Genomic DNA, 26,026 nt, shown 5'->3' with positions numbered 1-26,026 from the left:
ATGAGACGTGGACGCGCGTGTCACCAGCCGCCGTTCGGGTTACCGCTGCGCTGCTGGTCGTCGTGTTCACGTCGATCGCGATCACGCTTGGTGTTTTGCCCCTCCAGGCCCTGTCGGCGTTTGCGCTCCTCCTCGCTTTCGCCCTCGTAGGGGTCAGGCGTGGGGGTCGAGCCGGGCTGCGTGGTCGGCTGGTTGCCCGGGTTGTTGCCCTTGCTCGGGTCGTTACCGCCGTTGCCGCCGTTGTTGCCCTTATTCGGGTCGTTGCCGCCGTTGCTCGGGTCGTTGCCGCCGTTGCCGCCGTTGTTGCCCTTGTTCGGGTCGTTCGGGTCTTCGCCACGATTCTTCTTGTCGGCGTTCTGCTTCTTCTTCTGGACGCGACTCTTGTTCTCGTCGGCGTGGTTAGTCTGGCCACCCTGGCCCTGGTTGCCGGACTGACCCTGCTCACCATTGTGGCCCTGGCCGCCGGACTGACCCTGGCCGCCGGACTGACCCTGGTTGCCAGACTGACCCTGGTTGCCGGACTGACCCTGGTTGCCGGACTGACCCTGGTTACCAGACTGGCCCTGGTTGCCGGACTGGCCCTGGTTGCCGGACTGACCCTGGTTGTTCGACTGGCTCTGGTTGGCGCTCTGGCAGGGAGCCACCATGTCTTCGGACTCCTGGTACAGGTCGTAGGCCTCGCCGTACGCACCGGCTGAGTCCTTCGCATCGCCCTGGATTTCAATGCCCAGACCGAGGTTCACGCGCACGCGACACTCGTAGGAGAAGGGCTCCAGGCGCCCGGGCTGGACCTCGATGGCCTTGGGGACCATGTCGTAGGCGGTACGCAGCTCAGCCACGCCCTCGTCGATCGAGTCCTGGCTCACGAGCGTCGTACCCAGGTTGTAGTGTGCGACCCACTGCTCGACGCCGGAGGAGGTCCACGACTTTTGCCCCTCGTACCCGGCCTGAGCGGCGGGGTACTCCTCGTTCGTCCAGTGTCCCAGCGACGAGCGTGACCACAGGGTGATTCCGATCAGGTACGCGGAGATCGCCAGCGCGATCACCAGGAAGGGGATCGAGTACCACAGGGGGCGCAGCGCGCGCGGGGAGCGCTGGGGTTTGCCCGAGGCCGAGGCCAGCTTGGCACGCACCGCGGGGTCGGTGGCATCTGCTTGGGGGGCACCGAAAGGCAGGAGGTCGTCTTCGCGTGCAGGGTTGTTAGATTGCATGGGAATTCCTCAACTGTTGTGCGCGCCGCGCCAGGTTTGCGCCCTCCCACGCCAGGAGTCCTCCGAGGATGAGGGCGACCGGCCAAATGATGTAGCGGTACGTGGACCGCATGTTGCGTTCTTCGGCGATCGTCGTTGCTCGTTCGAGTAGTGACTGTGCGTGCGACTCGATCGCGGCCTTGTCGGGTGAGTGCACGTAGTCAATGCCGAGACGCGACGCGATATTGTTCAGCGCGGCCTCGTCAATGTGGGAGATGGCGACGGGGTCACCCGGCTGCGACTTGTCATGAATGTATCCGTCGCTGCCGCTCTGTTCCTCGGCGCCAGCCAGGCGCTGGATCTTCATCTTGCCGCCTTCCTCAGTGCCGTAGCCGATGACCAGGCCGCCGTCGACGTAGGGCTTGACGGCGTCCCAATCCGATTCGGACCCCATGGGAGCAGTCGACCAGTGGCCCTCGTTCGACGTCTCACCATCGGAGAAGATGAAGACCGCGCGAATATTGTTCGGGTGGCGTTCCTTGTTCTTCTTCAGCAGCTTGGCCAGCTCCTGGGCGGGGCGGTGGGGGGACGAGCCCTGCGAGGAGGAAGATAGCTCCTGCGTGAACGTGGCCATGTACGACTGGACCGCGGAGGCGTCGGTCGTCAGGGGCATACCAACGTGCACGTTCGAGTCCCACGACAGGATCGAGAAGCGTGACCCGGTGAGAGAGTTCATGAGGATGCCGACGTCGCTGCGCACGCCGTCGATGCGGGGATTGTCCCCGTCCCAGTCCTCGGCGCCCATCGATCCGGTGCGGTCGATGACGTAGTACACCTCGAGGCTCGAGGTCACCTCGACGGCCTTGCCGGGAATGGAGGGCCCCGCGCCCATGACGGCAACCATCACGACGATCAGGGAACGCCTGATGACATCCATCAGGCTCGTGCGCACGGAGCGCCGGGCGGACACAACCACGAAGGCTGCCGCCACCAGGACGATGATGACGAGAAGCGCCGGGTGAATAACGGGATGAAAAACCATGTCAGAGCCTCCCGAAGGCAAGCAGGCCGAGCAGGGACACGACACCGACCAGTGTCCAGCCCAGGGCGGCGCGCGGACGATCAGTTTCGATCAGCTTGCCCTTGGCATCCAAGTCTTCCTTCTGTTCGGCCTCGATCTGCTTAACAACCGAATCGACGGATGCGGGAGACGACGCATCATAGAAGTCGCCGCCCGTCGACTTCACCTGATTGCGCAGATCCTCGCCCTCGCTCGACAGGGTCGTCATAGAGCCGGGATACAGCGCCGTGACGGTCACGTTCTGGCTCTTCGCGAAGGCAATGGCCTGCTGCAGGTTGTAGTAGCCGCTGCCGAATACCTCGTTATCGGTGGCCAGCAGAATCGTGCGCGAACGCTGCTTGTCCGTGTGGTCGAAGCCCATGACGCACGAGGCCAGCCCGTCGCCGACCAGAGAGGCGCGTTCCTCGTCCCGCGCGGCCAGCGTCGGCTCCAGGTACTCGTACAGTTCCGGCGTGGCATGGGCGTAACCGTCGGGCGTCGTCGAGAAGCCCCGGTCGATCACACCCGCCATTTCGGTGAGCACGTCGTCGGCCATCTCGTAGTCATCGGTGAGCGGGAACATCGTCATCGAGTAGGCGTTCCACAGCTGCAAGGAAATTCGTTCTCCCTCAAAGTGGGAGATGATCTGCTTGAAGGCGTCGCCGATCTCCGAGTCGTAGGGAAGCATCGAAGGGGAGGCGTCCAGGCACAGCACGATATCGCGACTCGCGGACTTGTCGTACTTGACGTAGCGGTCCACGGGCGCACTCGCCGACACGGAGGTCGCGATGACCGCGATGAGGAAACACACGAACGCCATTGCCAAGGATGCGCGCGTGCGCCGCACGAGAGCCTGATACTTGGGCAGGCCTCGTACGAAACCCGAGTTGGCAACCCAACCCTTCTTACCTGCGCGCTGGCCCGCCCGGCGTGCCAGCCACCATCCGAGGACAGTGGCGCCCACCACCACGAGCAGGACGAGCGGGATCAACCACCAAAACCTCATGCGTTCACCGCCTCAACAGCCATGGTCAGGGCGCGCGTCACGGCATCGTGCGAGGGCTGCCCATCCGGAATGTTCTCCCCCGCGAAGCTGGAAACCTCGCACGCCGCGAGCACGTTTGCCAGGCCCGGCCAGACGGGAACGAGCGCGCGCACTTCGCTGACCGTGGCGACCTCGAGGTCACGCCCGGTGCGTTCCGTGCCGAGCGCGCGCATGAGGCCGGCCAGCGCCAGGTGGACCCCGCGGGCATCCAGGTCACCGTCCGCGTAGCGATCCGCGATCTGATCGACGTAGACCAAGTACTTCTTGCGTCGCGCATCCGTGATGGTGTGCAGCTCCGTCACCTCGCCGACGCGGGACGTCCACCAGCGCCACAGGCAGAAGAGAACCCAGCCGATGACCGCCACGAGGAGTGCCACTCCGAGGACCCACATCCAGTGCGGGTAAATGACGGGGGTATACAGGTCGTCTTTGATATCACCGGACATGTGCTCCCCTTTCGAGAGCGCGCATGAGCGCGTGGGGGATCTCCTCGCTGGAGGACACGTCCACGTGGATGACTCCCCTCTGATCGAGCAACTGTTTGACTGCGGCCCGGCGCATCGCCACGACGTTGGCGGCCTCCCCCGCCAGCTGCGAGTCGCGCAGCAGGAAGTCCGGCAAAGGTCCCTCGTTGACGTCGACGACCTCCGTGCCCTTCTCGAGGGTGGTCGGGTCGATGTCTTCGATGCTGATGAGGATGACCTGGTGACGCACGGACAGGGACTTAATGAGGTCATCCGTTTCGCGCGTCGCCGTCGGCTGGGTGCTGTCGGTGACGATCACGATGAGGCTGCGTCGGCGCGTGACTGTCCTGACTCGGGCGAGGAGCTTGGGGACGTTCGCATGCGGGGAGGCGAGCGTGATGTCTTCCTCGATGCGGCGCAGCACCGTTTCGGCGTGCGCGTTACCGGAGCGGGCGGGCATGAAGCGCACGCGCTCGTCGTCACCGGCGACGAGGCCGATCTGGTCTCCGCGGGCAACGCTCAGCCAGGCGATGGCCTCGCAGGCCGCGAGGGCGATCTCTTCCTTCGTCTCTCCCGACGGGGCGAGCGCGCCCATCTCGCGTCCCGTGTCGACGACGAGCATGACCTGTAGGTTCGCCGTGGCTTCGTGACGCTTGATGATGGGTGAACCGGTGCGTGCCGTGGCCGCCCAGTCGATTTCACGTACGTCGTCTCCCGGCTGATAGGGGGCCAGGTCCATGAACTCCCATCCGCGTCCCTGCCGCAGGGCGGAGTGCTGCCCGTCCATGATGGACAGCAGTTTGCGCATGACGGGCAACTGGATGCGGGTGGAGAGCGCGTGGATCTCGCGCGAGCGTACAGGCATTGCGTTCCTCTAGAGAGTCGTGGCGTGGAACCGGTGTTCTTTACGGAACGGGAACCGCTTTGAAGACGGCGTCGATGAGGCCTTCGATGGAGACGTTATCGGCCATGGCGTCGAAGGTGCGGATGATGCGGTGGCGCAGGATGCCGTAGCGCATTTCCTTGATGTCGTCGGGCATGACGTGGTTGCGTCCCGCCATGAGGGCCAGGGCCTGGGCGATCTGCATGAACGCGATACCGCCACGCGGGGAGGCGCCCACGCGCACGTGCTTCTTCCAGCCGGGCAGCGGGTTGGGGCCGGCTCCTCGGGTGGTGTTGACGATGTCGACGATGTAGGCCTTGAGGGTCTCGTGGATGAAGACGCGGCGGCGCGCGTCCTGGAGGACACGAACGTCGTCGAGGCTGATCGGGTCGACATCGGAGATGGTTGTCATCTGGCCGGAGTCGATGCGGGTGAGAACCTCGAGCTCTTCGACGGGCGTCGGGTAGGTGATGACCTCCTTGAGGAGGAATCGGTCCATCTGCGCCTCGGGCAGCACGTAGGTGCCCTCTTCTTCGATGGGGTTCTGGGTGGCCATGACCATGAAGGGGTTGGGCAGCTTGTGGTTGACGCCGCCGATGGTGGTCTGGCGTTCCTGCATGGCTTCGAGCATGGCGGACTGGGTCTTGGCGGAGGAGCGGTTGATCTCGTCCAGGAGCACCATGTTCGCGTGTACGGGGCCCAGCTGGGTGACCATTTCGCCGCGTTCCTGGTTCCAGATCTGGGAGCCGACGATGTCGTTGGGCATCAGATCGGGGGTGCACTGGATGCGGTGGAAGCTACCGGACACTGCGGACGCCAGGGTCTGTGCGGCCGTCGTCTTTGCCAGGCCGGGCACGGATTCGACCAGGACGTGGCCGCCGGCGAGCAGCGAGGCTGTCAGCGCACGACGCAGGCCATCCTGGCCGACGACGGTGTGCTGAAAGATGGTGGTCATGCGATCGAGCAGGCTCTTGGCGTGTGCCAGCTCGTCGTCCGTCAAGTAGTTGGGCACGGGGTTCTCCTTGCGTGCGCGGTCGGATGCTGTTCCAGTGTAGCCCGCCCGCCGTACTCGCACGCAATCTGGTCAGTTTTAGGTTTGCCAGGTACGAGGCCGTGGCTGGGGTTTCGGCCTTGTGACGACGCGTGAACACGCCGGCATGTCAGGCTCGTCGACCGTCGGCTGACTCCGGCCGATGCGCCACGTTTCAGCTTGTGCGACGCCGCGCCCAGGTGATTCCCGCCGCGGCGGCCAGGAGGAGGAGCGCGGCTCCCACGCCCACGGCGATGACGAGGCCGCGCGAAGAAGCAGACGAGGACTCGGAAGCGGCGGCCTCAGTGGTGGCACCCGAGGCTGGCTCCTCGGCCTGCGAGGGCGTGGGTGTGATGGTGAAGGGGTTGATGGGTGCGGGCAAATCGATGAAGGGCCCGACGGTGCCCCGCTCGAAATCAAAGAACGCCTGCTCAACGTCGCCTTCCAGGAGCGGCTCATCCGTCGTCGGCACAGTGTCGCCCTTGTCAGGCCTCCACTGACAATAAGACCAGTGACCAACAGGGAGAGGAGCATCCAAGTGCGCCAGCCAGGGCTCGGCATTGCAGTGGGCGTTATTGATCGAGGTGAACTCTACTTGGAGCTCTGTGATGCTCGCGTCCTCAAACGAATCAACGATCTGGGTCAGATACGTCATAGGGGCACGCACCTGCACATGTCCCGCCTCATCCAGGGAATAAAACGCGTGACGAGCCTCCCCCAAATAATACGCATCCAGGTCACAAAAAATACTCACCGACTCGACCTTTACGAAATAGTCCGGGGCACTACCCGACCAAAACGTATCAGCCAGAAACTGACACTCCTCCTTCGTAATCACCTTACCTTGGCTCCACATGCCGTAGAAAGCCATCCCCATCTGGATGGACCACTGATACGTCCCATCAGGAGTCTTAATTGTGTTCGGCTTCACCACCACACGGATCGTCACGCCATGACCGGGCAACACAGGTGTCTCGGGCGAAGCAGCAACAGGAACACTAGGCGTGGGAAGCGGATCACCAACCGACGCAGGCACCCCCACACCCACCACACACGCGCCAACCACAACCACACACGCCACCCACCGGGCCACGCGGACCTTCAACATCGTTGCCACTGCTACTACTCCTTCGATTGGTAGGTCAGACGGGGGGTGTGCGTTGGTTAGGGCGCTGTGATGGGTGTGTTAGCTCGTGCGGCGCCGCGCCCAGGTGATTCCCACCGCCACGGCCAGGAGGAGCAGCATGGCACCCGCACCCACGGCAATGACGAGGCCACGCGAAGAAGCAGACGAGGACTCGGAAGCGGCGGCCTCAGTGGCGGCGCCCGAGGCTGGCTCCTCGGCCTGCGAGGGCGTGGGTGTGATGGTGAAGGGATTGATGGGGGCGGGCAAATCGATGAAGGGTCCGACGGTGCCCCGCTCGAAATCAAAGAACGCCTGCTCAACGTCGCCTTCCAGGAGCGGCTCATCCGTCGTCGGCACAGTGTCGCCCTTGTCAGGCCACCACTGACAATAAGACCAGTGACCGGCAGGGAGGGGATGATCCAAGCTCGCTAGCCAGGGCTCGGCATTGCAATGGGCGTTATTAATCGAGGTGAACTCTACTTGGAGCTCTGTGATGCTCGCGTCCTCAAACGAATCAGCAATCTGGGTCAGATACGTCATAGGGGCACGCACCTGCACATGTCCCGCCTCATCCAGGGAATAAAACGCGTGACGAGCCTCCCCCAAATAATACGCATCAAGATTGCAAAAAACACCCCTCGACTCAGCCTTTACGAAATAGTCCGGGGCACTACCCGACCAAAACGTATCAGCCAGAAACTGACACTCCTCCTGCGCGAACTTCTCTCCCTGACTTTTCTCACCGAAGAAAGCCATCCTCATATGGATGGACCACTGATACGTCCCATCAGGAGTCTTAATTATGGTCGGATCCACCATCACACTGATCGTCACGACATGACCAGGCAACACAGGCGTCTCGGGCGAAGCAGCAACAGGAACACTAGGGGTGGGAAGCGGATCACCAACCGACGCAGGCACCCCCACACCCACCACACACGCGCCAACCACAACCACACACGCCACCCACCGGGCCACGACACGACGACAACGTCCCCGCAACACCATCACATTCATCCTCCCTCAGATCCAACACAGACAACGGCACACGCGCCAAGCGTCAGAAGTCCAGATCTGGCGGAATCTGAGGCGACCCGGTCGTATCCCCTTCCCAGATCGCCTTCATCTCCTCAGAGACATACGAGGACGGGATAGTTTTAAGGGTCGCCTCCAGGTTCGCCTGCGCATCCTCATCCCCAGCCTCAAGATCCTTGACAGCTTTATCTAACGCCTTTGCAAATTCGCGAACATTGGCAGCCATCGCATTCAGCGCGGTGATCTCCTGGGTCAGGTAGGACGTGTAGCGCGCCTGAAAGGCCACAGGCCCCGCCTCCACGCCCCACTTGCCCTCCGTCTGAACATCCACATTTTTCTGCAATTCTTGGGCGGCGTTCTCTAACTTCACTGCCACGCAATCGTCACCCTCACGCAGGGCTGCGATCCAGCTCTTCCACTTGTAGTAGTTGACTTCCATGTTCGCAGGAACATTCTCGGCACCCATGACGACTCCTCATTGACAGGCATGATTGTGATGGTTCGAGCCTACCAGATGACAGGAAATGACAGAAGAGGCTTTCACAGCGCCACGCTAGCGTCGCTGGCGCAGGTCCACGACGGAAATGAGGCGTTCACCGGCTCTTCGCATTTTGGGGTGTGGGGGTGGTGTTCGAAGCGTCCCGGGGATCGTGGACAGTGTCGTGGGACGACGACCGAACACAGGAGCTCGCCTCGGGCGCCTCAATAACCAAAACTCGCACGTAATTTGGGTACCCTAACTTTTCATAGGTATCGAGAAAACCGCAGAATTCCAACGATGTGATTTCAATGTTTGAAATACATGTCGGGGAATTACGTGCGACATTTTTGAGGAACCACAACATGAGGCGCCTCAAAGACCCCAAGCGGAAGACAACTGAAGCCCAGAAGACAGCCCAAGCGGAAGACAGCCCAAGCCCAGAAGACCCCCACAACCCCGACAGCCACCACAAGCACGGGGGCACTGCACCCGTTACGTAGCGGTGCACCCGTTACGTGGCGGTGCACCCGAACAGAAGAGGTGCATTGCCTACGGATCGGGTGCAGTGCCCCAACAAACAAGAACAAACGCGGAACTGGCACGCCGAACCACTCACCGCCGCACCCCTCCATGCGCAGCTGGGCCCTACTGGCGGCAGGATGGGCACGCCGCCCACGCCACCACCTACACTCCGGCCCACTCCGGCCCAATCCGACACCTCCTACACCCTTAAATGCGAAGAGCCCGTTCACCCAGCCCCAGCCACGCAGAAAAAGGGGTGGGCCCCGGAGTTTCCTCCGGGGCCCACCCTCAATCCGTGCGGATCAGGCCTGCTTCGCGGCGGCGATGCGCGCGCGGAACTTGGCCAGCTGCTCGGTGATGGCGGCGGGGAGCTTGTCGCCGAACTGCGAGAAGTACTCCTCGGTGTCGTCCATCTCGGCGGCCCAGGCGTCGGGATCGATCGCGAAGAGCTTCGCCCAGACGGCCTCGTCAATGTCCAGGCCGTCGAGGTTGAAGTCCTCGAACTTCGGGTAGCGGCCGGTCACACCGTCAATGGCCTCGACCTCGCCGGCGGCGCGGCGAACGATCCAGTCCAGGACGCGGGAGTTGTCGCCGTAGCCGGGCCACATGAAGTTGCCGTCTTCGTCCTTACGGAACCAGTTGACCTGGTAGACCTTCGGGAAGCCCTCGCCGAGCTTGTCCTGCATCTCCAGCCAGTGGCCCCAGTAGTCGGCCATGTTGTAGCCGCAGAAGGGCAGCATGGCGAAGGGGTCGTGACGCAGCGAGCCGGCCTTGACGTCGGTCGCAGCGGCGGTGACCTCGGAGGCCACGGAGGCGCCGATGAACACGCCGTGGGCGGGCTCGTACTGCTCGGCAACCAGCGGGACGTTGGTGGCGCGGCGGCCACCGAAGAGGACGGCGTCAACCGGGACACCCTCGGGGGCTTCCCAGTCGGGGCAGATGATCGGGCACTGCGAGGCGGGAACGGTGAAGCGGCTGTTCGGGTGAGCAGCCTTCTCGCCGGACTCGGGGGTCCAGTCGTTGCCGTGCCAGTCGATCAGGTGCGCCGGAACGTCGCCGTCGATGCCTTCCCACCACACGTCACCGTCGTCGGTCAGGGCGACGTTCGTGAAGATGGAGTTGGCCTTGCCGGTCTCCATGGCCATGGGGTTGGTCTTGTAGGAGGTGCCGGGGGCGACGCCGAAGAAGCCGGCCTCGGGGTTGATGGCGCGCAGGCGACCATCCGGGCCCGGGCGCATCCACGCGATGTCGTCGCCGACGGTCTCGACCTTGTAGCCGGGGATCGTGGGCTGGAGCATGGCGAGGTTGGTCTTGCCACAGGCCGACGGGAAGGCGGCGGTGACGTGGAACTGCTGGCCGGTGGACTCGCGAGTCAGGCGCAGGACGAGCATGTGCTCGGCCATCCAGCCGTCGCGGCGGGCCATCGTCGAGGCGATACGCAGGGCGAAGCACTTCTTGCCGAGCAGGGCGTTGCCGCCGTAGCCCGAACCGAAGGACCAGATCTCGTTGGTCTCGGGGAAGTGGGTGATGTACTTCTCGTCGTTGCAGGGCCAGTTGTCGTCTTCCTGACCCTCTTCGAGCGGCACGCCGACCGAGTGGACGGCGGGAACCCACACGCGGCCCTCGTTGATGAGGTCCATGGCAGCAGCACCCATGCGGGTCATGATGCGCATGTTGACAACGACGTAGGGAGAGTCGGTGATCTCAACACCGAGCTGGGAGATGGGGCCACCCAGGGGACCCATGGAGAAGGGAACCACGTACATGGTGCGACCCTTCATGGCACCCGTGAACTTCTCGTGCAGGGTGGCCTTCATTTCCTTGGGGTCGGCCCAGTGGTTGGTCGGGCCCGCATCCTCTTCCTTCTCACAGCAGATGAAGGTACGGGACTCAACACGCGCAACGTCGGACGGCTTCGAGCGAGCGAGGAAGGAGTTGGGGCGCTTCTCCTCGTTCAGCTTGGTGAACATGCCACTCTCGACCATCTGCGCGGTCAGACGATCCCACTCTTCCTGGGAACCGTCGCAGAACTCAACGGCGTCAGGGGTGGTCAGCTCAGCGATTTCAGCAACCCACTTGACAACATCTTCGGGAGCGTTGGCCGGAGCCGCCGCACGAACGTCCTGTTCGGTCACGGACATTTTGCCTCCTGAGGCATTTTGAATTGTCGAGGCCGCATCTGCGTCCCCGATTGACAGAAACAATCATGCCGGACCCCACACCCGCGCTTGCGGGAGCTTGGTCCCGGTCACACCTCAATCGTAGTCGAACGAGTCACACGACGCCCGGTCTGCAGGGACCTTCTGCCCACTCACAAGAGGTTCCGAGGCCCCCAAAGCACGCCCAGGCCTCGTTGTTGGGACCGAAGCACACCTCACAGGTCAGTCCGTGAGATAGAACACCACCATTGGGGTAACAAAAGCGCATCTGAACTTGAAGTCTCACCACCCCATGACCGACGATTACTCGTAGCACAACAGTGCCGTTCACCATTGGAAGGACCGAAGACACCATGGGATTCCGAAACAAGACCCAAGGCCCTGACTTTTTTGAAGACTTCACCTCGCAGGCACGCCAGCTTGAGCAGGCCGTCGAGATCCTGACGCACATCTATGCCGCCTCCCCCGAAGAGCGCATCGCCCTGCGCGATCAGCTCCACGAGGTCGAGCACCGCGGCGACGAACTGAACCACGACATCGTCCAGCGCATTAACTCCTCGTTCATCACGCCTTTCGACCGCGAAGACCTGCAGTCACTGGCCTCCCACCTGGACGACTGCCTCGACTTCATCGACGAAGCCGGCGACCTCCTGGTCGTCTACGGCATTGCCGACATCCCCTCTTCCCTCGTCTCCTTGCTCAACACGCAGATTGAGGTCATCAAGAACTGCGCCGAGCTGACCGCGCAGAACATGCCCAAGCTCAAGTCCCCCGTGGACCTGCGCGACTACTGGATCGAGATCAACCGCCTCGAGAACGAGGGCGACCTGGCCTACCGCCGCACCCTGACCGCCCTGTTCGACTCGGGCCTGGACCCGGTCACGATCATCAAGCTCAAGGACATCGTTCAGGGCCTCGAATCCTGTGCTGATGCCTTCGAGGAACTGGCTAACGTCATCGAGTCCCTCGCACTGAAGGAATCCTGAGCCGTGGATCTCAATCTGATCCTCGTCTGTGTCGTCATCGCCGTCGCATTGTTCTTCAGCTACACGAACGGCTTCCACGACGCAGCGAACGCGATCGCGACCTCGGTGTCGACACGCGCGTGGACTCCACGCGCTGCACTCCTCATGGCCGCGACGATGAACGTCATCGGCGCCATGATGGGCACCGGCGTCGCCAAGACCGTCGGTTCGGGCATCATTAAGATTAGCGGCTACGCCGAATCCACCTCGCCCGACATGCAGCAAAAGGGCCTGGTCATCATCCTGGCCGCCCTGCTGGGCGCCTGCATCTGGAACCTGGTCACCTGGTGGTTCGGCCTGCCCTCTTCCTCTTCGCACGCCCTCATCGGCGGCATGGTCGGCGCGGGCCTCCTCAGCGGTACGAAGGTGTTCTGGGAAGGCATTGTCAGCCACGTCATCATCCCGATGTTCGCCTCCCCCATCATCGGCTTCGTCATCGGCTACATTGCCATGAAGCTCGTCCTGTGGCTGCTGCGTAACGCGCAGTACCACCGCACGATGCGTCGTTTCCGTGCCGCCCAGCGCATCTCCTCGGCCGCCATGGCCCTGGGCCACGGCATCCAGGACGCGCAGAAGACGATGGGCATCATCATCATGGCGCTGATGGCCGGCGGCTACGGCGAGACGCATAACATCCTCAATCCCGTCACTGGCGAAATGAACGTGCCCCTGTGGGTGAAACTCTCGGGCGCCGCGGCGATTTCGCTGGGCACGATGGCCGGCGGTGGGCGCATCATGCGCACCATTGGCCGCAAGATCATCGACCTGGATCCGGCTCGTGGCTTCACGGCCGAGGCCGTGTCCTCCTCGATCCTGTACCTGTGCTCCTACGTCATTCACGCCCCCATTTCGACGACGCAGGTCGTGTCGACGGCTATCATGGGTGTGGGTTGCACGAAGCGTTTCTCGGCGGTTCGATGGGGCGTCGCGGGCAACATCGTCATCGCATGGTTCCTGACGCTACCCGCCGCAGCCCTGGTGTCGGGCGTCGTGTACCTGCTCGTGGCGCTGCCACTGGGGGTCCACTAGTGAAGCACTCTCGTCTGATCGGTCTGGTCGCGGCTCTGGCGCTCGCCGCCCCGCTCGCCGCTTGTTCGGATACCTCCGTCATGCACATGCAGGTCGGCCAGTGCATCCTCCGGCCGGAGGGACAAACCGCGACCACGATCGAGACGACCAGCTGCACGAGCGAGCACGACGCTGAGGTATTCTTCGTAACTTCCGCTGAGGACGGAGAGTTTCCCGGCGAGTCAGCCCTGAACAAATTCGCCGAAAAGCAGTGCATCTCCAACTTCGAGGCCTACGTTGGCAAGCGCTTCGTGTCCTCGACCCTCGATGCCACCTGGATGATTCCGACCAAGGATTCCTGGGCACAAAACGATCGATCGATCGTGTGCCTGGCGTTCGCGATGGACCATTCCAAGTTGAAGCAATCGGTGAAGGACTCGGGCCTGTAGCGCCCGTTGAACCTCCGATCATCATCGGGTGGTGCCTGGCATGTGAGCCAGGCACCACCCGATTTGTTCTACCGGGTAAGAGTCGGATTGTTATAGTGTGCGAGGCGCGCGTTCAACGTCGACAGGCTTTCCGTCCGCGCCCCAGCGCGGCCGCGCCCATCCAGCCGGTCGTTGATCCCATCGCTTCAAGGAGAATCATGTCCCACGCACGTCGCCGTTCGATCGCCTTCGGCGTTTGCACCCTCCTCATGGGCGTGTCCCTGTCCGCCTGTTCCTACCTGCCTTTCGGCAACACCACGCACAGCACCGACCTCAAGGTCGGCCAGTGCATCCAGGTGCCGGATAGCTCTCAGGTCGGCAGCGTCGTGACCACCGAGTGCACCGAAGAGCACACCGGCGAGGTCTACTTCATCTCCACAATCACCCAGGACTCCCTGCCCTCCAGCTCCGAGATGGACGAACTCATCGCCGCAGCTTGCTTTGACTCCTTCGAGGACTACGTCGGCACCTCCCCCGAGGAAACCACTCTGGACGCCACCGCGATGTACCCGACCAGCCAGACCTGGTCCAAGGGCGACCGCGACATCGTCTGCATCGCCGTCCCCACGGGCGACGAGAAGCTGACCGAGTCCGTGCGCAACTCCGGCAAGTAATCCTGCACAACGCCGAGGCGCACCAACCTCGTGCCCCAGTGGCGGTTCGGCTCAGGCCGGACCGCCACTGGGGCGTTGCGCACGAGATCGTTTACCGCACGGTATCGCCTCTGTTATATAGTGGGCGAAGCGCCGCGGACGGTGCCCGCGCGCCTACCACGGCCTCGTCATCCCACCGCTGGCCGCTCCCGCCACCTCAAGGAGAATTATGTCCCGCGTTCTGCGCCCCACGATTGCCCTCGGCGCCGCCGCCATCCTGAGCCTGGGGCTGTCCGCATGCTCCAAGCAGAAGTCCGGATCCCCCAATCCCTCGCAAGGCACGCCCGCACCCGCGTCGTCAGCAGCAGCGCCGCCGGCCTCCGCGAGTGCGGCTACTCACCCGCAGCAACACATCGGGGAGTGTTTCCAGTTCGGGCCCGATGAGGACAGTGATGTCACCAGCGTCGACTGCAACCAGCCTCACGATGGGGAATACTTTCATATTTTTGACTTCGCAGGCACGAACCGTCCGTCCGACGACGAGTTTAACGAGGAGAGCGACGAGGTCTGCGGCCTGATCTTCGAGCACTACGTCGGCAAGCCCGTCGCGGATTCCACGTTGGACTACGACTGGACGTTTCCCCTTTCACAAACCTGGGCAAAAGGTGACCACACGGTGCAATGCTACCTCTTCGCCAAGGACGACAGTAAGCTCACCGGTTCCGCGAGGAACTCCAACATGTGACCCCGCTTCTACGCGCGCTCGTGGCGGTTCGGCTCAGGCCGGACCGCCACTGGGGCGTTGCGCACGAGATCGTTTACCGCACGGTATCGCCTCTGTTATATAGTGGGCAAAGCGCCGCGGACGGTGCCCGCGCGCCTACCACGGCCTCGTCATCCCACCGCTGGCCGCTCCCGCCACCTCAAGGAGAATCATGTCCCGCGTTCTGCGCCCCACGATTGCCCTCGGCGCCGCCGCCATCATGGGCCTTGCGCTGTCCGCCTGCTCCAGCATGCCGTTCAACAACCGCACGCAAAGCACCGAACTGGCGGTGGGACAGTGCCTCCTCGTTCCTCTCAACAGCCAGGTCAACTCGGTGGCCACCACCGAATGCACCGAGGCACACACGGGCGAGGTCTACTCCGTTACCACGCTCAAGAATGACACGATGCCCTCGCGCGATGAGATGGACGAACTCGTGTACAACACCTGCTACGAGACCTTCGAGGCCTACGTCGGCACCTCCCCCGAGGAAACCACGCTGGACTACACCGCAATGTCGCCAACCAAGCAGACCTGGGCCAAGGGCGACCGCGAGATCGTCTGCATCGCCGTGCGCACCGACGACGAGCAGCTGACCGCGTCTGTGCGAGACTCCGGCCTGTAAACTCACCTGTCACGCGCTCGACTCCTCGAGCACCCAGAGCACATCCCCCGCCACACAGCCCGCCGCCCACACCTGTTGCTATAGTGGGCGCGGCTTATCGGCGGGTGCCCACGCGCCTGCCACGGCCTCGTGGCCCATCACCCTGCCACAATCCCACCATCACGAGGAGAACCATGTCCCACGCTCTGCGCCCCGCCCTCACATTCGCCGCCTGCGCGGCCATCCTGAGCCTGTCCGCCTGCTCGTCCGCCACCACGGCTGACTCCACCGCCTCGCCCGAGTCCGCCTCCTCCGAGGCCACCGCAGGCTCCCCCGCCGAGGCCACCGCAGGCTCCCCCGCTGACCAGGACGCCTCCATCATTCCCGACGAGGCCCGCACTAACGTGAGCAACCTGAGCGTTGGACAGTGCGTCCAGAAGCCGGCCGACCCCTCCGCGCCCCTGACGACCGTTGACTGCTCCTCGCCGCACTGGGGCGAGGTGTTCTTCGTCGCGCCGATTGAGGATTCGACGCTGCCCGACTACGAGACGCTCAACGACAGGGCTTTCGAGGCCTGCACCCCCGCATTCGCCGACTACGTGGGAACCCCCTACGACGAGTCGTCCCTGGACACGACCTGGTTCTTCCCGAGCTCGAACAGCTGGGACAACGGCGACCGCATCATCGCCTGCGTCGCCGTGCCGCTGACGGAGGACTCCCTGAGTCAGTCCGTGAAGAACACCGGCATGTGATTCGCGACTTTCTCGCCGTGGTGGCGGTCCGGCTGATGCCGGGCCGCCGCGTTTTTACCGTTCGGTTGTTCTCTTGTTATAGTGGTTAGACGCGCAGCGATGGAGCCCGCGGGTTCCACGATCGCCCCCACCGAGGCAGCTCCCCGGGTTGCCCGCCATCCCAAGGAGAATCATGTCCCGCTTTGCCCGTCCCTCCCTCGCCCTGGCTGCCTGCGCCGCCTTACTGAGCCTGTCTGCCTGCTCATTCTTGCCCGGCGCTGACAAGTCTGACAACAAGGAGACACCGGCCCCTGCCGCATCCTCGAGCAGCTCGTCGACCAACGACACCCCCGAGAGCGGCCCAACCACCCCCACAGCCAGCGCCTCATCCAACCCCAACGCTACTGAGGATCAGCCCTTCGGGAGCCGCGTCTTCCGGGGTGACATGCTGCTCGGGCATTGCTACAGCGATGTGCGTGATGATTACACCCATATGCTGCATGCGAGCTGCGACCAGGCTCACGATATTGAGGTCTTCCATATTTCCGAGTTCACCGACGCAACACGTCCCGCCACCGAGGTGATGGCCGCGACTGCTGATGAACAGTGCGCCGCTGCATTTGAGACCTACGTCGGTATCCCCGCTGATCAAAGCACGTTCTCGATCGGCCCCCTCTATCCCGGCGAGGAAAGCTGGAACAAGGGGTACCACAGCCTCCTGTGTTACTTGTACAACGAAGATGGCCACAAGCTGACCACATCCGCGAAACTCTCCCGCATGTGACACCAGGTCGCGCGCGTGGCGGTCCGGCTGATGCCGGGCCGCCACATCTTTACCGCCCGGTTTTTCTCTTGTTATAGTTGCTTGCAGCACAGCGATGGAGCCATTGGGCACCACGATCGCCCCACCGAGGCAGCTCCCCGGGTTGCCCGCCATCCCAAGGAGAATCATGTCCCGCTTTGCCCGCCCCGCACTCGCTTTCGGCGCCTGCGTCGCTATTCTCAGTCTCTCTGCCTGCTCGTTCCTACCTTTCGACAAGGATGATGACGATGAGGACACCGAGGAGCACACCTCATCATCCAGTTCCTCCAGTAGCGGAAGCTCCGGCGGCAACCCCTTCGGCATCCCCACGGGCGCCGCTCCCACCCCCAACACCAATCCGACCGGTGCCGCTAACCCGGGTGGCACCACCAACGGCAACAACCGCCCCACTGAAACCCGCACCGACCAGGTTGACCTGTCGGTCGGACAGTGCTTCCAGGACTGGGAGGACGGTGATTACGACGTGGAGACCGTGGCGTGCAACCAGACGCATGACTTCGAGGTCATTCACACCTTCACCGTCACCGATAAGACCCGCCCCTCCGATACCGAACTCGGCGACACCGCTGAGGCAGAGTGTACGGCAGCTTTTCAGCGCTACGTCGGGACGCCCTTAGGCAGCTCATCGCTGAGCCTCGGCTGGCTCTATCCCAGCGTGGGCAGCTGGTCCAACGGTGACCGCACCATCGCCTGTTACGTTGGCGTTGATGATGGCGCCACGCTGGATCAGTCGGTTAAGAACTCCCGCATGTGACACCAGATCACGCGCATGGCGACGCGACTCAGTGCCGTTTGGAGGCTTTACGCGTCGGGACGGCGGGGTTTTTGGTGGTGACGCTGTGCGTCTCGACAGCGACGACAACCAGCCCGTCGGCGCTGTGTTCGACGTGGGCGACCAGGATCTGACTGTGGTTCAGAGCAGCGGGCGACGAGCCCGCGACAGCGCTCGACCCGTAGGCGCGCAGCTCTTCGATAATGAGGTCGCGCGCGTATCCCGTGACCGACACGAGGGTTGTACCGGCGCTCTCGCGTAGGCGCTGCGCGGCAAAGGCTCGCACCCGTCCGGCGCGCGCCTGGGCGTCCTTGTCCGCCCCGGCCTCGTCCTGGAGGGGCGCAGCGAGCGCGTCGACGAGGGTCACCGAGCCGCCGCCGACCGCGGCCCACGGCGCCAGGACCTGGCGGGCGCGGGCGCTCGGGGACGCGAACGCGCGGTCCACGCCGAAGGCACTGAGCAGGTCGATGAGGTCGAAGGCCTGGCGCACGCCGAAACGCCCGAGCGGGGGGTCGACGTGACGCGCCGCCGCCTCGGCCTTCAGGGACGAGGCTTTCTCCACCTGCGCTGCCCTGCGTGCTGCCGCTGAGGCGACCATCGCGGGAGTGGGTGCGGGGCGAGGTGCGGGTGCGCCGGGCGCGGTGGGTGCAGCGGCGGCGCGTGGGCCCGGCGTGGGGCGTCCGGCGGAGGTCGCGCCGGGCGCGGTTCCGGGCTTGTCGGCTGTGGACGGGGAGGCCTCGTCGGCGGGGGCAGCATCGGCGGCGCCGGGGCGCAGGACGATGATCGCGGAGGTGGCGAGGCGACCTTCGCGGGCACGGGCGACGATGTCGGCGAGGAGGCGGCGGTCGCCTCGGCGGGTAAGCATGTCGGCGGCTGCCTCGGGGGTGGCCCACGTGGTTCGGTCGATTTCGGTGCGCGGCGCGCGGGCGACGGGGGCACGCAGGCGCGCGGAGGGGTCGCCGGCGGGCAGGGGCGTGCCCACCCAGTAGTGGACTTCCTTGGTTTGTCCGCCGCCCAGGCGGTAGCGCTGGGTGGTCAGGGGCACGCCCAGGGTGATGACGTGTCCGGTTTCCTCTTCGACTTCGCGCACGGCGGCGGCCACCAGGGGCTCACCGTTTTCGGCTTTTCCTTTGGGCCAGGACCAGTCGTGGTAGCGGGGGCGGTGGACCATGAGGACTTCGATGTCCGCGGGGTCGATGGGTTCGCCCGGGATGGCGACGCGCGTGGGGTCAGCGAAGCGCCAGACGAGCGCGCCCGCGGAGCGAACGAGTCGCTGGGGGCGTGGGGCTGGCATCGGACGCATAGGTTCCAGGGTAGCCGCCCCGCGCCGCCCTCGCCCTGATGGGCGCGCCACCTTCACGAGGTCGTGGCCGATTCGGGCGCTGCCCGCTGGCCTCGCGGGTCCTCAGTCGAGCGTACCGACCGCCGCCTCACGCGCGGCGACGTCGAGCTCGTCGGCGGTGACCAGCAGCGCGGAGTGACGCATGGTGACGCGGTGGGCCAGCGGATCGGTGGGGTCTTCGATCCACAGGGCCCCGGCCTCGCCGGCGGCGAGGACGCGCATAGCGCGGGAGGCCTCGCGCAGCACGTACTCGAGGTCGTCGTCGGTGAGGTCGCCGCGCAGCAGTGAGTCGAGCTCCTCCATGATGAGGCTCAGGGGGCGCAGCTCGACGGGGGCTTCGAGGCCCTGGATGATGGGCGCGCGCGAGCCCTCGGCGTAGCGCTCGGCCACGAGGATCGGGTCGCGGTGGTACCACTCGTGGAGCAGGTAGACGCGCCACAGCGCGCCGGGGAGGGTGAACTCGGGGCTGCGCGACCACACGTGCGCGATCGTATCGACCCCGCGAGCGCGTACGGTTTCGCGCAGCCGGGCCACGGCCTCGTCGCTGAAGGTCTCGTCGCCGATACCCATGAGTGCCCACGCGGCGGTGTGCGCGACGGCGGACAGGGAGGCGGGGTCTTCGTCGCCGACGATCGCCTCGGCGCGGGCGGCGTCGAGCATGGCCGGGCGGCGCGGAGTGTTCGATTGGGCCATGGGGACCGCTTCCTTCTACAATGTTGCGTATGGGCCTATAGCTCAATGGTAGAGCAGCGGACTTTTAATCCGTAGGTTGGGGGTTCGAGTCCCCCTGGGCCTACTGGTCGCCTCGGAACGTTCCGGGGCGTTCACGCTATCTGCGGGCGCGCGCCCGCTTTCGGAGGTGCAGCATGGATCCTCGTCTTTCTCACGCACATGGCGCCCTGGCTGGCCTGGCTCTCGGAGACGCGCTGGGCATGCCGACGCAGGCGATGTCCCCGGAGCAGATCCGCGCGGTGTACGGGCGCATTACCGGCCTCGTGGATGGGGACGCCTCGCAGCCCTACGCGCCGGGGATGCCGGCCGGGTCGGTCACAGATGACACGGAGCAGGCGCTGCTGGTTGCTTCCCTCCTGGTACGAGGCCGGGGTTCCTCCTCGGGTCGCGTGGCCCTGGACGCGGGCGAGTTCGCCCACGCGCTGCAGGCCTGGGAAGATTCGATGATCGAGCGCGGGTCGCTCGACCTGCTGGGCCCCTCCACGAAGGCGGCCCTCGAGCGCGTGCGCGCGGGCGAGGACCCGCTGAGCGTGGGCGGGGCGGGTACCACAAACGGCGCGGCGATGCGCGTCACCCCGATCGGTATCGCGATCTCGACGGAGGATCCTCAGGCTTTCGCGGATGCCGTCTGGTCGTCCTGTCAGGTCACGCACGCGACGCGTCAGGGTTTCCAGTCGGCTGCCCTCGTGGCGGCGGCCGTGTCGATGGGGATCGATACGCCTCGTTCGGCTGCCTCGGACATGACGGCCCTGCTGTGGAAGGCCGTGACCTACGTCGATTCCCTACCCGAGCGCGGCGCGTGGACCCCCGACCCAGACGTCGTAGCGGCGACGCGCAGGGCCATGCAGCTGGTCGCTAACCCCGCGTCCTCGTCCCTAGAATGCCTCGTCGAGCAGGTGGGCACGTCCGTGGCTTCGGCGCAGGCGATCCCCATGGCTTTCGCGCTGCTCGCGCGCGACCCCTCCCCGCAGGCGCTGCTGGACGCCGCCAACCTGGGCGGCGATACCGACACGATCGGCGCGATTGCGGGCGCAATCCTGGGCGCTGCCCTCGGCTTTGAGGTCTTTGTCGGCCGCGGCCTCGCCCAGGTAGAAAGCGTATCCGGGCTCCACCTGACCGAGGCCGCCACAGCTCTGCTCTCACTGCGTGGACCCATCGGTACTGGCGAGGACACGCAGGAATCCTCCAAGCCCACCACGTCGAACACCCCTGAAGCGCCGACCGGCACGCGCCCCGTGGACACAGCCACGGCCTCGTCCCCGACGGCCACCGCCTCAGCTGGCCGGGTCATCGTCATGTCCGAACTGATGCTTCGATACGACCGGGCCTCCGAGGAGGACCCCATTCCCGCCGGGAACGAGTGGACCACCCGAAAGGGCGTCTATCTCTCACGCCCATTCACGGTCATGCGGGCGGCCCGCGTCATGGGGGTCGAGGTCATCTCTCTGAGCCCGATCGGGCAGGGCCCGCGCGCCTCGGTCATCACTGATGCACTGGCACGCGAAGGGATCGTCGACGCTGGCCCTCGCATCGCGAGATACGATAGCGGGTTCATATCGCCCATCACCAGAAAGTTCGGACCAGGCGAAACAGAAACAATCACCGGCATGCCACGGGACGCATGGGACGAGGTCATCCGCACCTTGGGCCCCTCCGACGTGCTCTACATCGACGCGGGGATCGAAACCAATCCGCCTGTTCTAGCGGCGGCCGAGCATGCGCTAGCTCACCTCCCCCAGCACGTGCGAGTGATCCAAGACATGTCGGGAGCATTCATCGGTCCGCGTAATGTTCGCAACGATAGCGTACTGACGGTACTGGACCAGCGGTCGGTACAGCCTTTGGGTGAGCGATTCATGTCCGATCGCACCGCCTTCGACGCCTCCCGCGTCCCCCATCAGGCCGCGAGTTTCATCCTGTCCCTCTTCGAGCGCTCCGCGCTCATCAGCACGACGATGTACGAGTCTTTCCTCGCTCGACCGCGACACGCGACGGACAAGGTGAGCAAGCCACGGACCCGTTTCCCAGCCCCCACCGTCGTGTCCACCGACCACGACGGGTCTTACAGCGTCTGGACGGGGGCCCTCGCGGCAACCCTCGCTCAGAGGAACACGATAGAGCGAAGCATCGTCCTTGCGAACTGCGCGGGGGCCTTGGCCTCGACGATGCCCGGTCCGTCCTCGTGCCCCACGCGCGAACAGATCGAGGCCGCGGCTCGCACCCTGACAGAGCGAGACGATGTTGAGCTCGAGCGCCGCACCCACGCCTACGAGGCGCTGGCCTGGGTCGCCGTGGCTGACGCGGTTGCGCTGCCCGTCCGAGGCATGTCCTCCACACAGATTGAGAGACACTACAAGACGCGACGGAGGCTGATGGACGCCGATGCCTCGCACCCCACCATGCCGGGCGCGCCCGCCGGGACGCTCACGGAGATCACGCGCGAGGTCCTGTCGTCATCGTTGGCGCTGCTCTCGGACGATGGTTTCCCACCCGAGGGCGATGCCGGAACACGTACGGGTGACGAGCTCGCAGGCTCTCGCTACGTCCTGCGCGCTATTCCGGTGGGCATCGCGACCGTGACGACAGATCCCGAGGCCTTCGCGGAAGCCGTGTGGCAGGCCTGTGGAAACGAGAACGTCACCGAGCAGGAGTTCCAGGCGGCCGCTCTGGTCGCCGCAGCGGTCTCGTTGGGCATTGACAGGAAACACTACTGGCTCCCAGGCATCGCTTCCTACCTGGAAGAAGCCATCAACTACGTGGCGGCTCTTCCCCCGCGTGGCTCCTCGAATAGCGATCCTGACGTGCTGCAGGCGGCGCGCAAGGCGCTCGACGTCGTCCGTAGCTTCCGTGACAACATGCACGAGCACCTGCGCGGCTCGATCGGCACGTCCGCGCATCCGACACAGGCAGTTCCTGCTGCCTTCGCCCTCATCGCACGCTATGCCGACGGGTTTTCTCCCTTCAAGTCGGTGTCCCTTGGGGGAGACGCAGGTATCATCTCGGCGATTGCCGGATCCATCTTCGGCGCGACCTATGGGGACACACGCTTCTCTGCGCACAACCTTGCCGTGATCGAGAAGGTTTCCCACCCGGCTTTGGCTCCCCTGGCCGAACGCCTCGTCAAACGGCGGGAATGTGTCTCAAAGAAAACGAGGGACGACGACTCCACAGAACCGCATATCCCCAGCGATCATGGAACCACCAACGGCAAGGACCCTGCGGGCCGCGTCGTCCTCATGGGGCAGATCCTCGTGGACCGTGTATTCACGATGACGACGGAGTTCTACGGAACCTACACCAAGTGGGTGACCGACAAGGGACCCCATGTGGGTGGCGGTTTGAACGCGCTCGTGGCGGCACGCCGCATGGGGGCCGAGGCCATCTCCCTCAGTCCAATCGGCGAGGGCCCCAACGCCTCGCTGATCGAGCAGGCCCTCGCGCGCGAAGGAATCGTCGACGCCGGTCCCCGAGTGGAGGGGGTGGACAACGGCTTCTGCGTTGCTCTGATCGATCGCAGAGCCGAACGTACCTTCATCTCCACAAAGGGAGCCGAGACGATGGCACCCGCGAACGCGTGGGCGGACTTTGCGCGAACCATGACCCCTCATGATGCGCTCTACGTCGACGGTTACCTCATGGATCACCCAGCGAACCGGGAGGCCGCAGAAGCAGCGCTGCGCGCCCTGCCCGAGGGTGTGCGTGTCATCCTGGACGTCTCCCCCGTGATCGGCATCCCGGACGGACTGCCCACCGACGGGGTCATCGTGTCGATGAACCATAGGGAGGCCCAGGAGATCGCTCACCAGAGAGGTGAGGCGAGCGTTCGTGACCATTGCCGTGAGCCTCGCGAAGCGGCGCGTGCGATGGCCAGCCTGCTGCATCGTCCCGTTCTCGTGCGCGCAGGCGCACAGGGCGCCTATGTTTGCATGTCCGCACAGCCGGCAGTGAACACCACCGATGGCGTAACAGCGATACCGACACCGAGGGTTGAGGCAATCGACACGAACGGCGCGGGGGACGCGCACTCCGGTGTCCTGGCGGCCTCCCTCGCGCAGGGTATCCCCATGGAGAGGGCGCTTCTCCTCGCCAACTGCGCGGGCGCTCTGGCGTCGACGGTCGTTGGCCCGGCCTCGTCCCCGACACGTGACCAGATAGAAGCTGCCGCCGACGCGCTGGCCGCACAGGAGGGATGACCGATGGATCTTCGTTTCAACCGGGCCTGCGGGGCAATGGTAGGCCTGACGTTCGGCCACGCGATCGCAGCAGACACAATCGGTGATCCTATCGAGGAATCAACAAGTATCAGCGAACGCATTCTCACGCTGCTCACAGCCGACGATTCCAACGGAAATCCCGTCGAAGCGTCCTTCAGCGGGAGCCGCAGTCGAACGTACGATCTGATCATCTCCGCCATCAAAGCAGGCATTGCGACACCGACCGGCAACCACCAGACATTCTCGAACGCTGTGTGGGACTACTGTGCGCTCTCCGACATAACACGTCAGGAGTTTCAGGGGGCCGCCCTGGTAGCGGCGGCAATCTCTCTGGGCATTGACAGCGCGAACTTCCGCGTCGAGGAAACGCTCATCCGGTCCGTCAACCTTGCGGCCTCCTTGGAGTCGTATGGCTCATGGAGCCCGGAACCAGACGTGCTGGCAACAACGCGCAGAGCTTTGAACGCGGCGTGCGGAATCAACGAGCATGCCAACTCCCCTATCGACCTTTTGGTTGAGCAGATCGGGGCCTCCGCTTCAGCCACTCAGCTCATCCCTCTGGCCTTTGCTCTGGCCTCGCACTATCAGGACAGTCGCCTTCTCTCTGCTCCTCTTCGCCTTGGCTCACAAAAGCACGCCATTATGGCCCTCATGGGCGCCTTGGTCGGTTCCGTTCGGGGTGCTGATTTCTTTGAACCCTACGGGTCCGCGCGGGTCGACGCCGCCTTTTCAGGGAAATTGACGCACTTCGCAGAACAATACTTCTCAAAGCGCGTACCCTACCCGGACGATGTCCCCGACGCGGATAAGAAGATCTCGTCTTGCGTACCCCCAGCCCGGGCTTCGTTCATCGACTTGGCCTCCTCCCTCCGCTCCCGACAGAGCTCCTTCGAGCCCGTCGCCCCTCCCGCTCCTCTCGGCGCCCTGCGCGGGAGGACCAAGCCCGGCCGAGTGCTCTTCCTCGGTGAACTCCTCATCGATCACGACATGCTCACCGAGGAATACCCAAACCGCGGTAGTGATGTCTGGGCACGGGACCTGGGACAGTCACCGGGAGGCACCTTCAGCGCGCTGGTTGCGGCGCGGCGTATGGGGGTACAGGTCGTCTCGCTGTGCCCGCTCGGACGGGGTCCGAGCGCCGGCTTGATCTCACAGGCCATGGAGCTTGAGGGCATCGTTGACGCCGGTCCCCGCCTCGAAGGAGACGACAATCGATACCGGCTGCGTGCCTCCTCTGAGGACGGCCCGGACCTGAACATTTCGACGAACATCGCTCTGCCTGATCATGCAGCCCGCACGTGGGCAGAAGTTATCGCTGCAATGGGTCCCTCGGACGTACTATTCATCGACGGGGCGCTCCTCGCCGACGAGCGTTACGCACATGCGCTGAGCGAAGCTGTGCGGTGGCTCCCTGAGCACGCCCGCGTTGTCTTCGATGCTTCTTCGCACGAGGGATTCGTGCCAGGTCTCCCCCTCGACAACCTCATCATCTCGGTGCGTGCCTCACGATGGGCCTATGACAGTGAGTTCTTCCAGCATTTCAGAGCAGGGAGACCCTACTCCTCCCCCCTCTATGACCACAGGGCTCCGCTCGAGCATCAGGCCTCAGCCTTGTCGCTGTTGACCGAACGACACGTCGCCGTGCGTGCAGATAGTGGCGAGGTGTGTTTCGCGCGTCCCACGCGTGACGATCAGCGAGTTATCCGACCTGCGCTCACGCGCGTCCCGGCCTCTTCGTTGACATTGAAACAAGCCCTGCAGACCTCAGGGGTCCACTCCGGCACCCTAGCGGCGGCCTTCGCGCTCGGCATGCAGCCTGAGCGGGGGATTTTGTTCGCCAATTGCGCGGCCGCCCTGGCGACCCCCACCTCATTGTCCGCGCGAGACGCCATCGAGGCGGCCGCCGACGAATTGCTGGCACGCGACCTGGCCTGAG

23 protein-coding genes and 1 tRNA gene are annotated in these 26,026 nt (G+C 64.4%); 12 read left to right on the top strand and 12 right to left on the bottom strand.

The features are described from left to right. Window positions 1-20 precede the first annotated feature (20 nt). The 10 genes from O3669_RS05725 to O3669_RS05680 all read right to left on the bottom strand — a co-directional run bounded on the left by O3669_RS05725 (window position 21) and on the right by O3669_RS05680 (window position 10,977). Window positions 21-1,211: a hypothetical protein gene (locus O3669_RS05725; protein ID WP_371523974.1), complete on the bottom strand. Its 1,191-nt coding sequence runs from the start codon at window positions 1,209-1,211 to the stop codon at window positions 21-23. Further along, the gene (locus O3669_RS05720; RefSeq protein ID WP_295920446.1) at window positions 1,201-2,232 is read right to left on the bottom strand and encodes a vWA domain-containing protein; all 1,032 of its coding nucleotides are present in this window, start codon (window positions 2,230-2,232) and stop codon (window positions 1,201-1,203) included. Before O3669_RS05720 ends, O3669_RS05725 begins: the two co-directional genes overlap by 11 nt. A gap of 1 nt (window position 2,233) precedes the next feature. Further along, the gene (locus O3669_RS05715; protein WP_295968804.1) at window positions 2,234-3,256 is read right to left on the bottom strand and encodes a hypothetical protein; all 1,023 of its coding nucleotides are present in this window, start codon (window positions 3,254-3,256) and stop codon (window positions 2,234-2,236) included. Then, window positions 3,253-3,741, bottom strand: a complete 489-nt coding sequence (locus O3669_RS05710; protein ID WP_295968802.1) for a hypothetical protein — start codon at window positions 3,739-3,741, stop codon at window positions 3,253-3,255. The genes O3669_RS05715 and O3669_RS05710 overlap by 4 nt, the downstream gene beginning before the upstream one ends. Beyond that, window positions 3,731-4,624 carry a DUF58 domain-containing protein gene (locus O3669_RS05705; protein ID WP_295920443.1) on the bottom strand — a complete coding sequence of 298 codons (894 nt, stop codon included), beginning with the start codon at window positions 4,622-4,624 and terminating at the stop codon, window positions 3,731-3,733. Before O3669_RS05705 ends, O3669_RS05710 begins: the two co-directional genes overlap by 11 nt. A 40-nt stretch (window positions 4,625-4,664) precedes the next feature. Next, window positions 4,665-5,654, bottom strand: coding sequence for a MoxR family ATPase (locus O3669_RS05700; RefSeq protein WP_295920441.1), 990 nt, complete (start codon window positions 5,652-5,654; stop codon window positions 4,665-4,667). A 193-nt stretch (window positions 5,655-5,847) separates the two neighbouring features. Then, window positions 5,848-6,327, bottom strand: a complete 480-nt coding sequence (locus tag O3669_RS05695; RefSeq protein ID WP_371523973.1) for a hypothetical protein — start codon at window positions 6,325-6,327, stop codon at window positions 5,848-5,850. Window positions 6,328-6,858: 531 nt separating this feature from the next. After that, window positions 6,859-7,338 carry a hypothetical protein gene (locus O3669_RS05690; RefSeq protein ID WP_371523972.1) on the bottom strand — a complete coding sequence of 160 codons (480 nt, stop codon included), beginning with the start codon at window positions 7,336-7,338 and terminating at the stop codon, window positions 6,859-6,861. A gap of 520 nt (window positions 7,339-7,858) precedes the next feature. Continuing rightward, complete coding sequence (locus O3669_RS05685; protein ID WP_371523971.1) at window positions 7,859-8,299, bottom strand: hypothetical protein; 441 nt, start codon at window positions 8,297-8,299, stop codon at window positions 7,859-7,861. Between the two features lie 839 nt (window positions 8,300-9,138). After that, window positions 9,139-10,977: a phosphoenolpyruvate carboxykinase (GTP) gene (locus O3669_RS05680; protein WP_314769520.1), complete on the bottom strand. Its 1,839-nt coding sequence runs from the start codon at window positions 10,975-10,977 to the stop codon at window positions 9,139-9,141. A gap of 371 nt (window positions 10,978-11,348) precedes the next feature. Here O3669_RS05680 and O3669_RS05675 point away from each other — a divergent pair, with 371 nt between their 5' ends. The 9 genes from O3669_RS05675 (at window position 11,349) to O3669_RS05635 (ending at window position 17,784) form a co-directional block, all read left to right on the top strand. Continuing rightward, a complete protein-coding gene (locus tag O3669_RS05675) occupies window positions 11,349-11,981 on the top strand; it encodes a DUF47 domain-containing protein (protein WP_371523970.1) in 633 nt (210 codons plus the stop codon). Window positions 11,982-11,984: 3 nt separating this feature from the next. After that, window positions 11,985-13,049 carry an inorganic phosphate transporter gene (locus tag O3669_RS05670; RefSeq protein ID WP_315283755.1) on the top strand — a complete coding sequence of 355 codons (1,065 nt, stop codon included), beginning with the start codon at window positions 11,985-11,987 and terminating at the stop codon, window positions 13,047-13,049. Continuing rightward, complete coding sequence (locus O3669_RS05665) at window positions 13,049-13,477, top strand: septum formation family protein (protein ID WP_295918213.1); 429 nt, start codon at window positions 13,049-13,051, stop codon at window positions 13,475-13,477. The genes O3669_RS05670 and O3669_RS05665 overlap by 1 nt, the downstream gene beginning before the upstream one ends. Before the next feature lie 197 nt (window positions 13,478-13,674). Beyond that, window positions 13,675-14,130, top strand: a complete 456-nt coding sequence (locus tag O3669_RS05660; RefSeq protein WP_315283757.1) for a septum formation family protein — start codon at window positions 13,675-13,677, stop codon at window positions 14,128-14,130. A gap of 208 nt (window positions 14,131-14,338) precedes the next feature. Continuing rightward, entirely contained in the window at window positions 14,339-14,854 is a 516-nt protein-coding gene (locus O3669_RS05655; protein ID WP_315283759.1) for a septum formation family protein, read from the top strand. A 190-nt stretch (window positions 14,855-15,044) separates the two neighbouring features. Further along, window positions 15,045-15,497: a septum formation family protein gene (locus O3669_RS05650; RefSeq protein ID WP_295918207.1), complete on the top strand. Its 453-nt coding sequence runs from the start codon at window positions 15,045-15,047 to the stop codon at window positions 15,495-15,497. Between the two features lie 173 nt (window positions 15,498-15,670). Then, window positions 15,671-16,228 (top strand): septum formation family protein, encoded by a 558-nt coding sequence (locus O3669_RS05645; protein WP_315283763.1) that lies wholly within the window; start codon window positions 15,671-15,673, stop codon window positions 16,226-16,228. A gap of 172 nt (window positions 16,229-16,400) precedes the next feature. Beyond that, window positions 16,401-16,991 carry a septum formation family protein gene (locus O3669_RS05640; RefSeq protein ID WP_314769526.1) on the top strand — a complete coding sequence of 197 codons (591 nt, stop codon included), beginning with the start codon at window positions 16,401-16,403 and terminating at the stop codon, window positions 16,989-16,991. A 166-nt stretch (window positions 16,992-17,157) separates the two neighbouring features. Further along, window positions 17,158-17,784: a septum formation family protein gene (locus O3669_RS05635; RefSeq protein ID WP_371523967.1), complete on the top strand. Its 627-nt coding sequence runs from the start codon at window positions 17,158-17,160 to the stop codon at window positions 17,782-17,784. A gap of 28 nt (window positions 17,785-17,812) precedes the next feature. Here the strand turns inward: O3669_RS05635 and O3669_RS05630 are convergent, their stop codons facing one another. Further along, entirely contained in the window at window positions 17,813-19,105 is a 1,293-nt protein-coding gene (locus tag O3669_RS05630) for an NUDIX domain-containing protein (protein ID WP_371523966.1), read from the bottom strand. Window positions 19,106-19,207: 102 nt separating this feature from the next. Next, complete coding sequence (locus O3669_RS05625) at window positions 19,208-19,837, bottom strand: hypothetical protein (protein ID WP_371523965.1); 630 nt, start codon at window positions 19,835-19,837, stop codon at window positions 19,208-19,210. A gap of 31 nt (window positions 19,838-19,868) precedes the next feature. Here O3669_RS05625 and O3669_RS05620 point away from each other — a divergent pair. The 3 genes from O3669_RS05620 to O3669_RS05610 all read left to right on the top strand — a co-directional run bounded on the left by O3669_RS05620 (window position 19,869) and on the right by O3669_RS05610 (window position 26,025). Beyond that, a tRNA-Lys gene (locus O3669_RS05620) sits at window positions 19,869-19,940 on the top strand. A gap of 70 nt (window positions 19,941-20,010) precedes the next feature. Then, the gene (locus O3669_RS05615; RefSeq protein ID WP_371523963.1) at window positions 20,011-24,069 is read left to right on the top strand and encodes a PfkB family carbohydrate kinase; all 4,059 of its coding nucleotides are present in this window, start codon (window positions 20,011-20,013) and stop codon (window positions 24,067-24,069) included. Between the two features lie 3 nt (window positions 24,070-24,072). Next, window positions 24,073-26,025 carry a carbohydrate kinase gene (locus tag O3669_RS05610; RefSeq protein ID WP_371523962.1) on the top strand — a complete coding sequence of 651 codons (1,953 nt, stop codon included), beginning with the start codon at window positions 24,073-24,075 and terminating at the stop codon, window positions 26,023-26,025. The last annotated feature ends 1 nt before the right edge of the window (window position 26,026 follow it).

The sequence above is a fragment of the Pauljensenia sp. 20925_1_34 genome (genome assembly GCF_041432775.1).
In the GTDB taxonomy this organism is placed as follows: domain Bacteria; phylum Actinomycetota; class Actinomycetes; order Actinomycetales; family Actinomycetaceae; genus Pauljensenia.
Note: the sequence above shows the minus strand (reverse complement) of the source record. Positions and strands in the feature narration are given on the sequence as shown.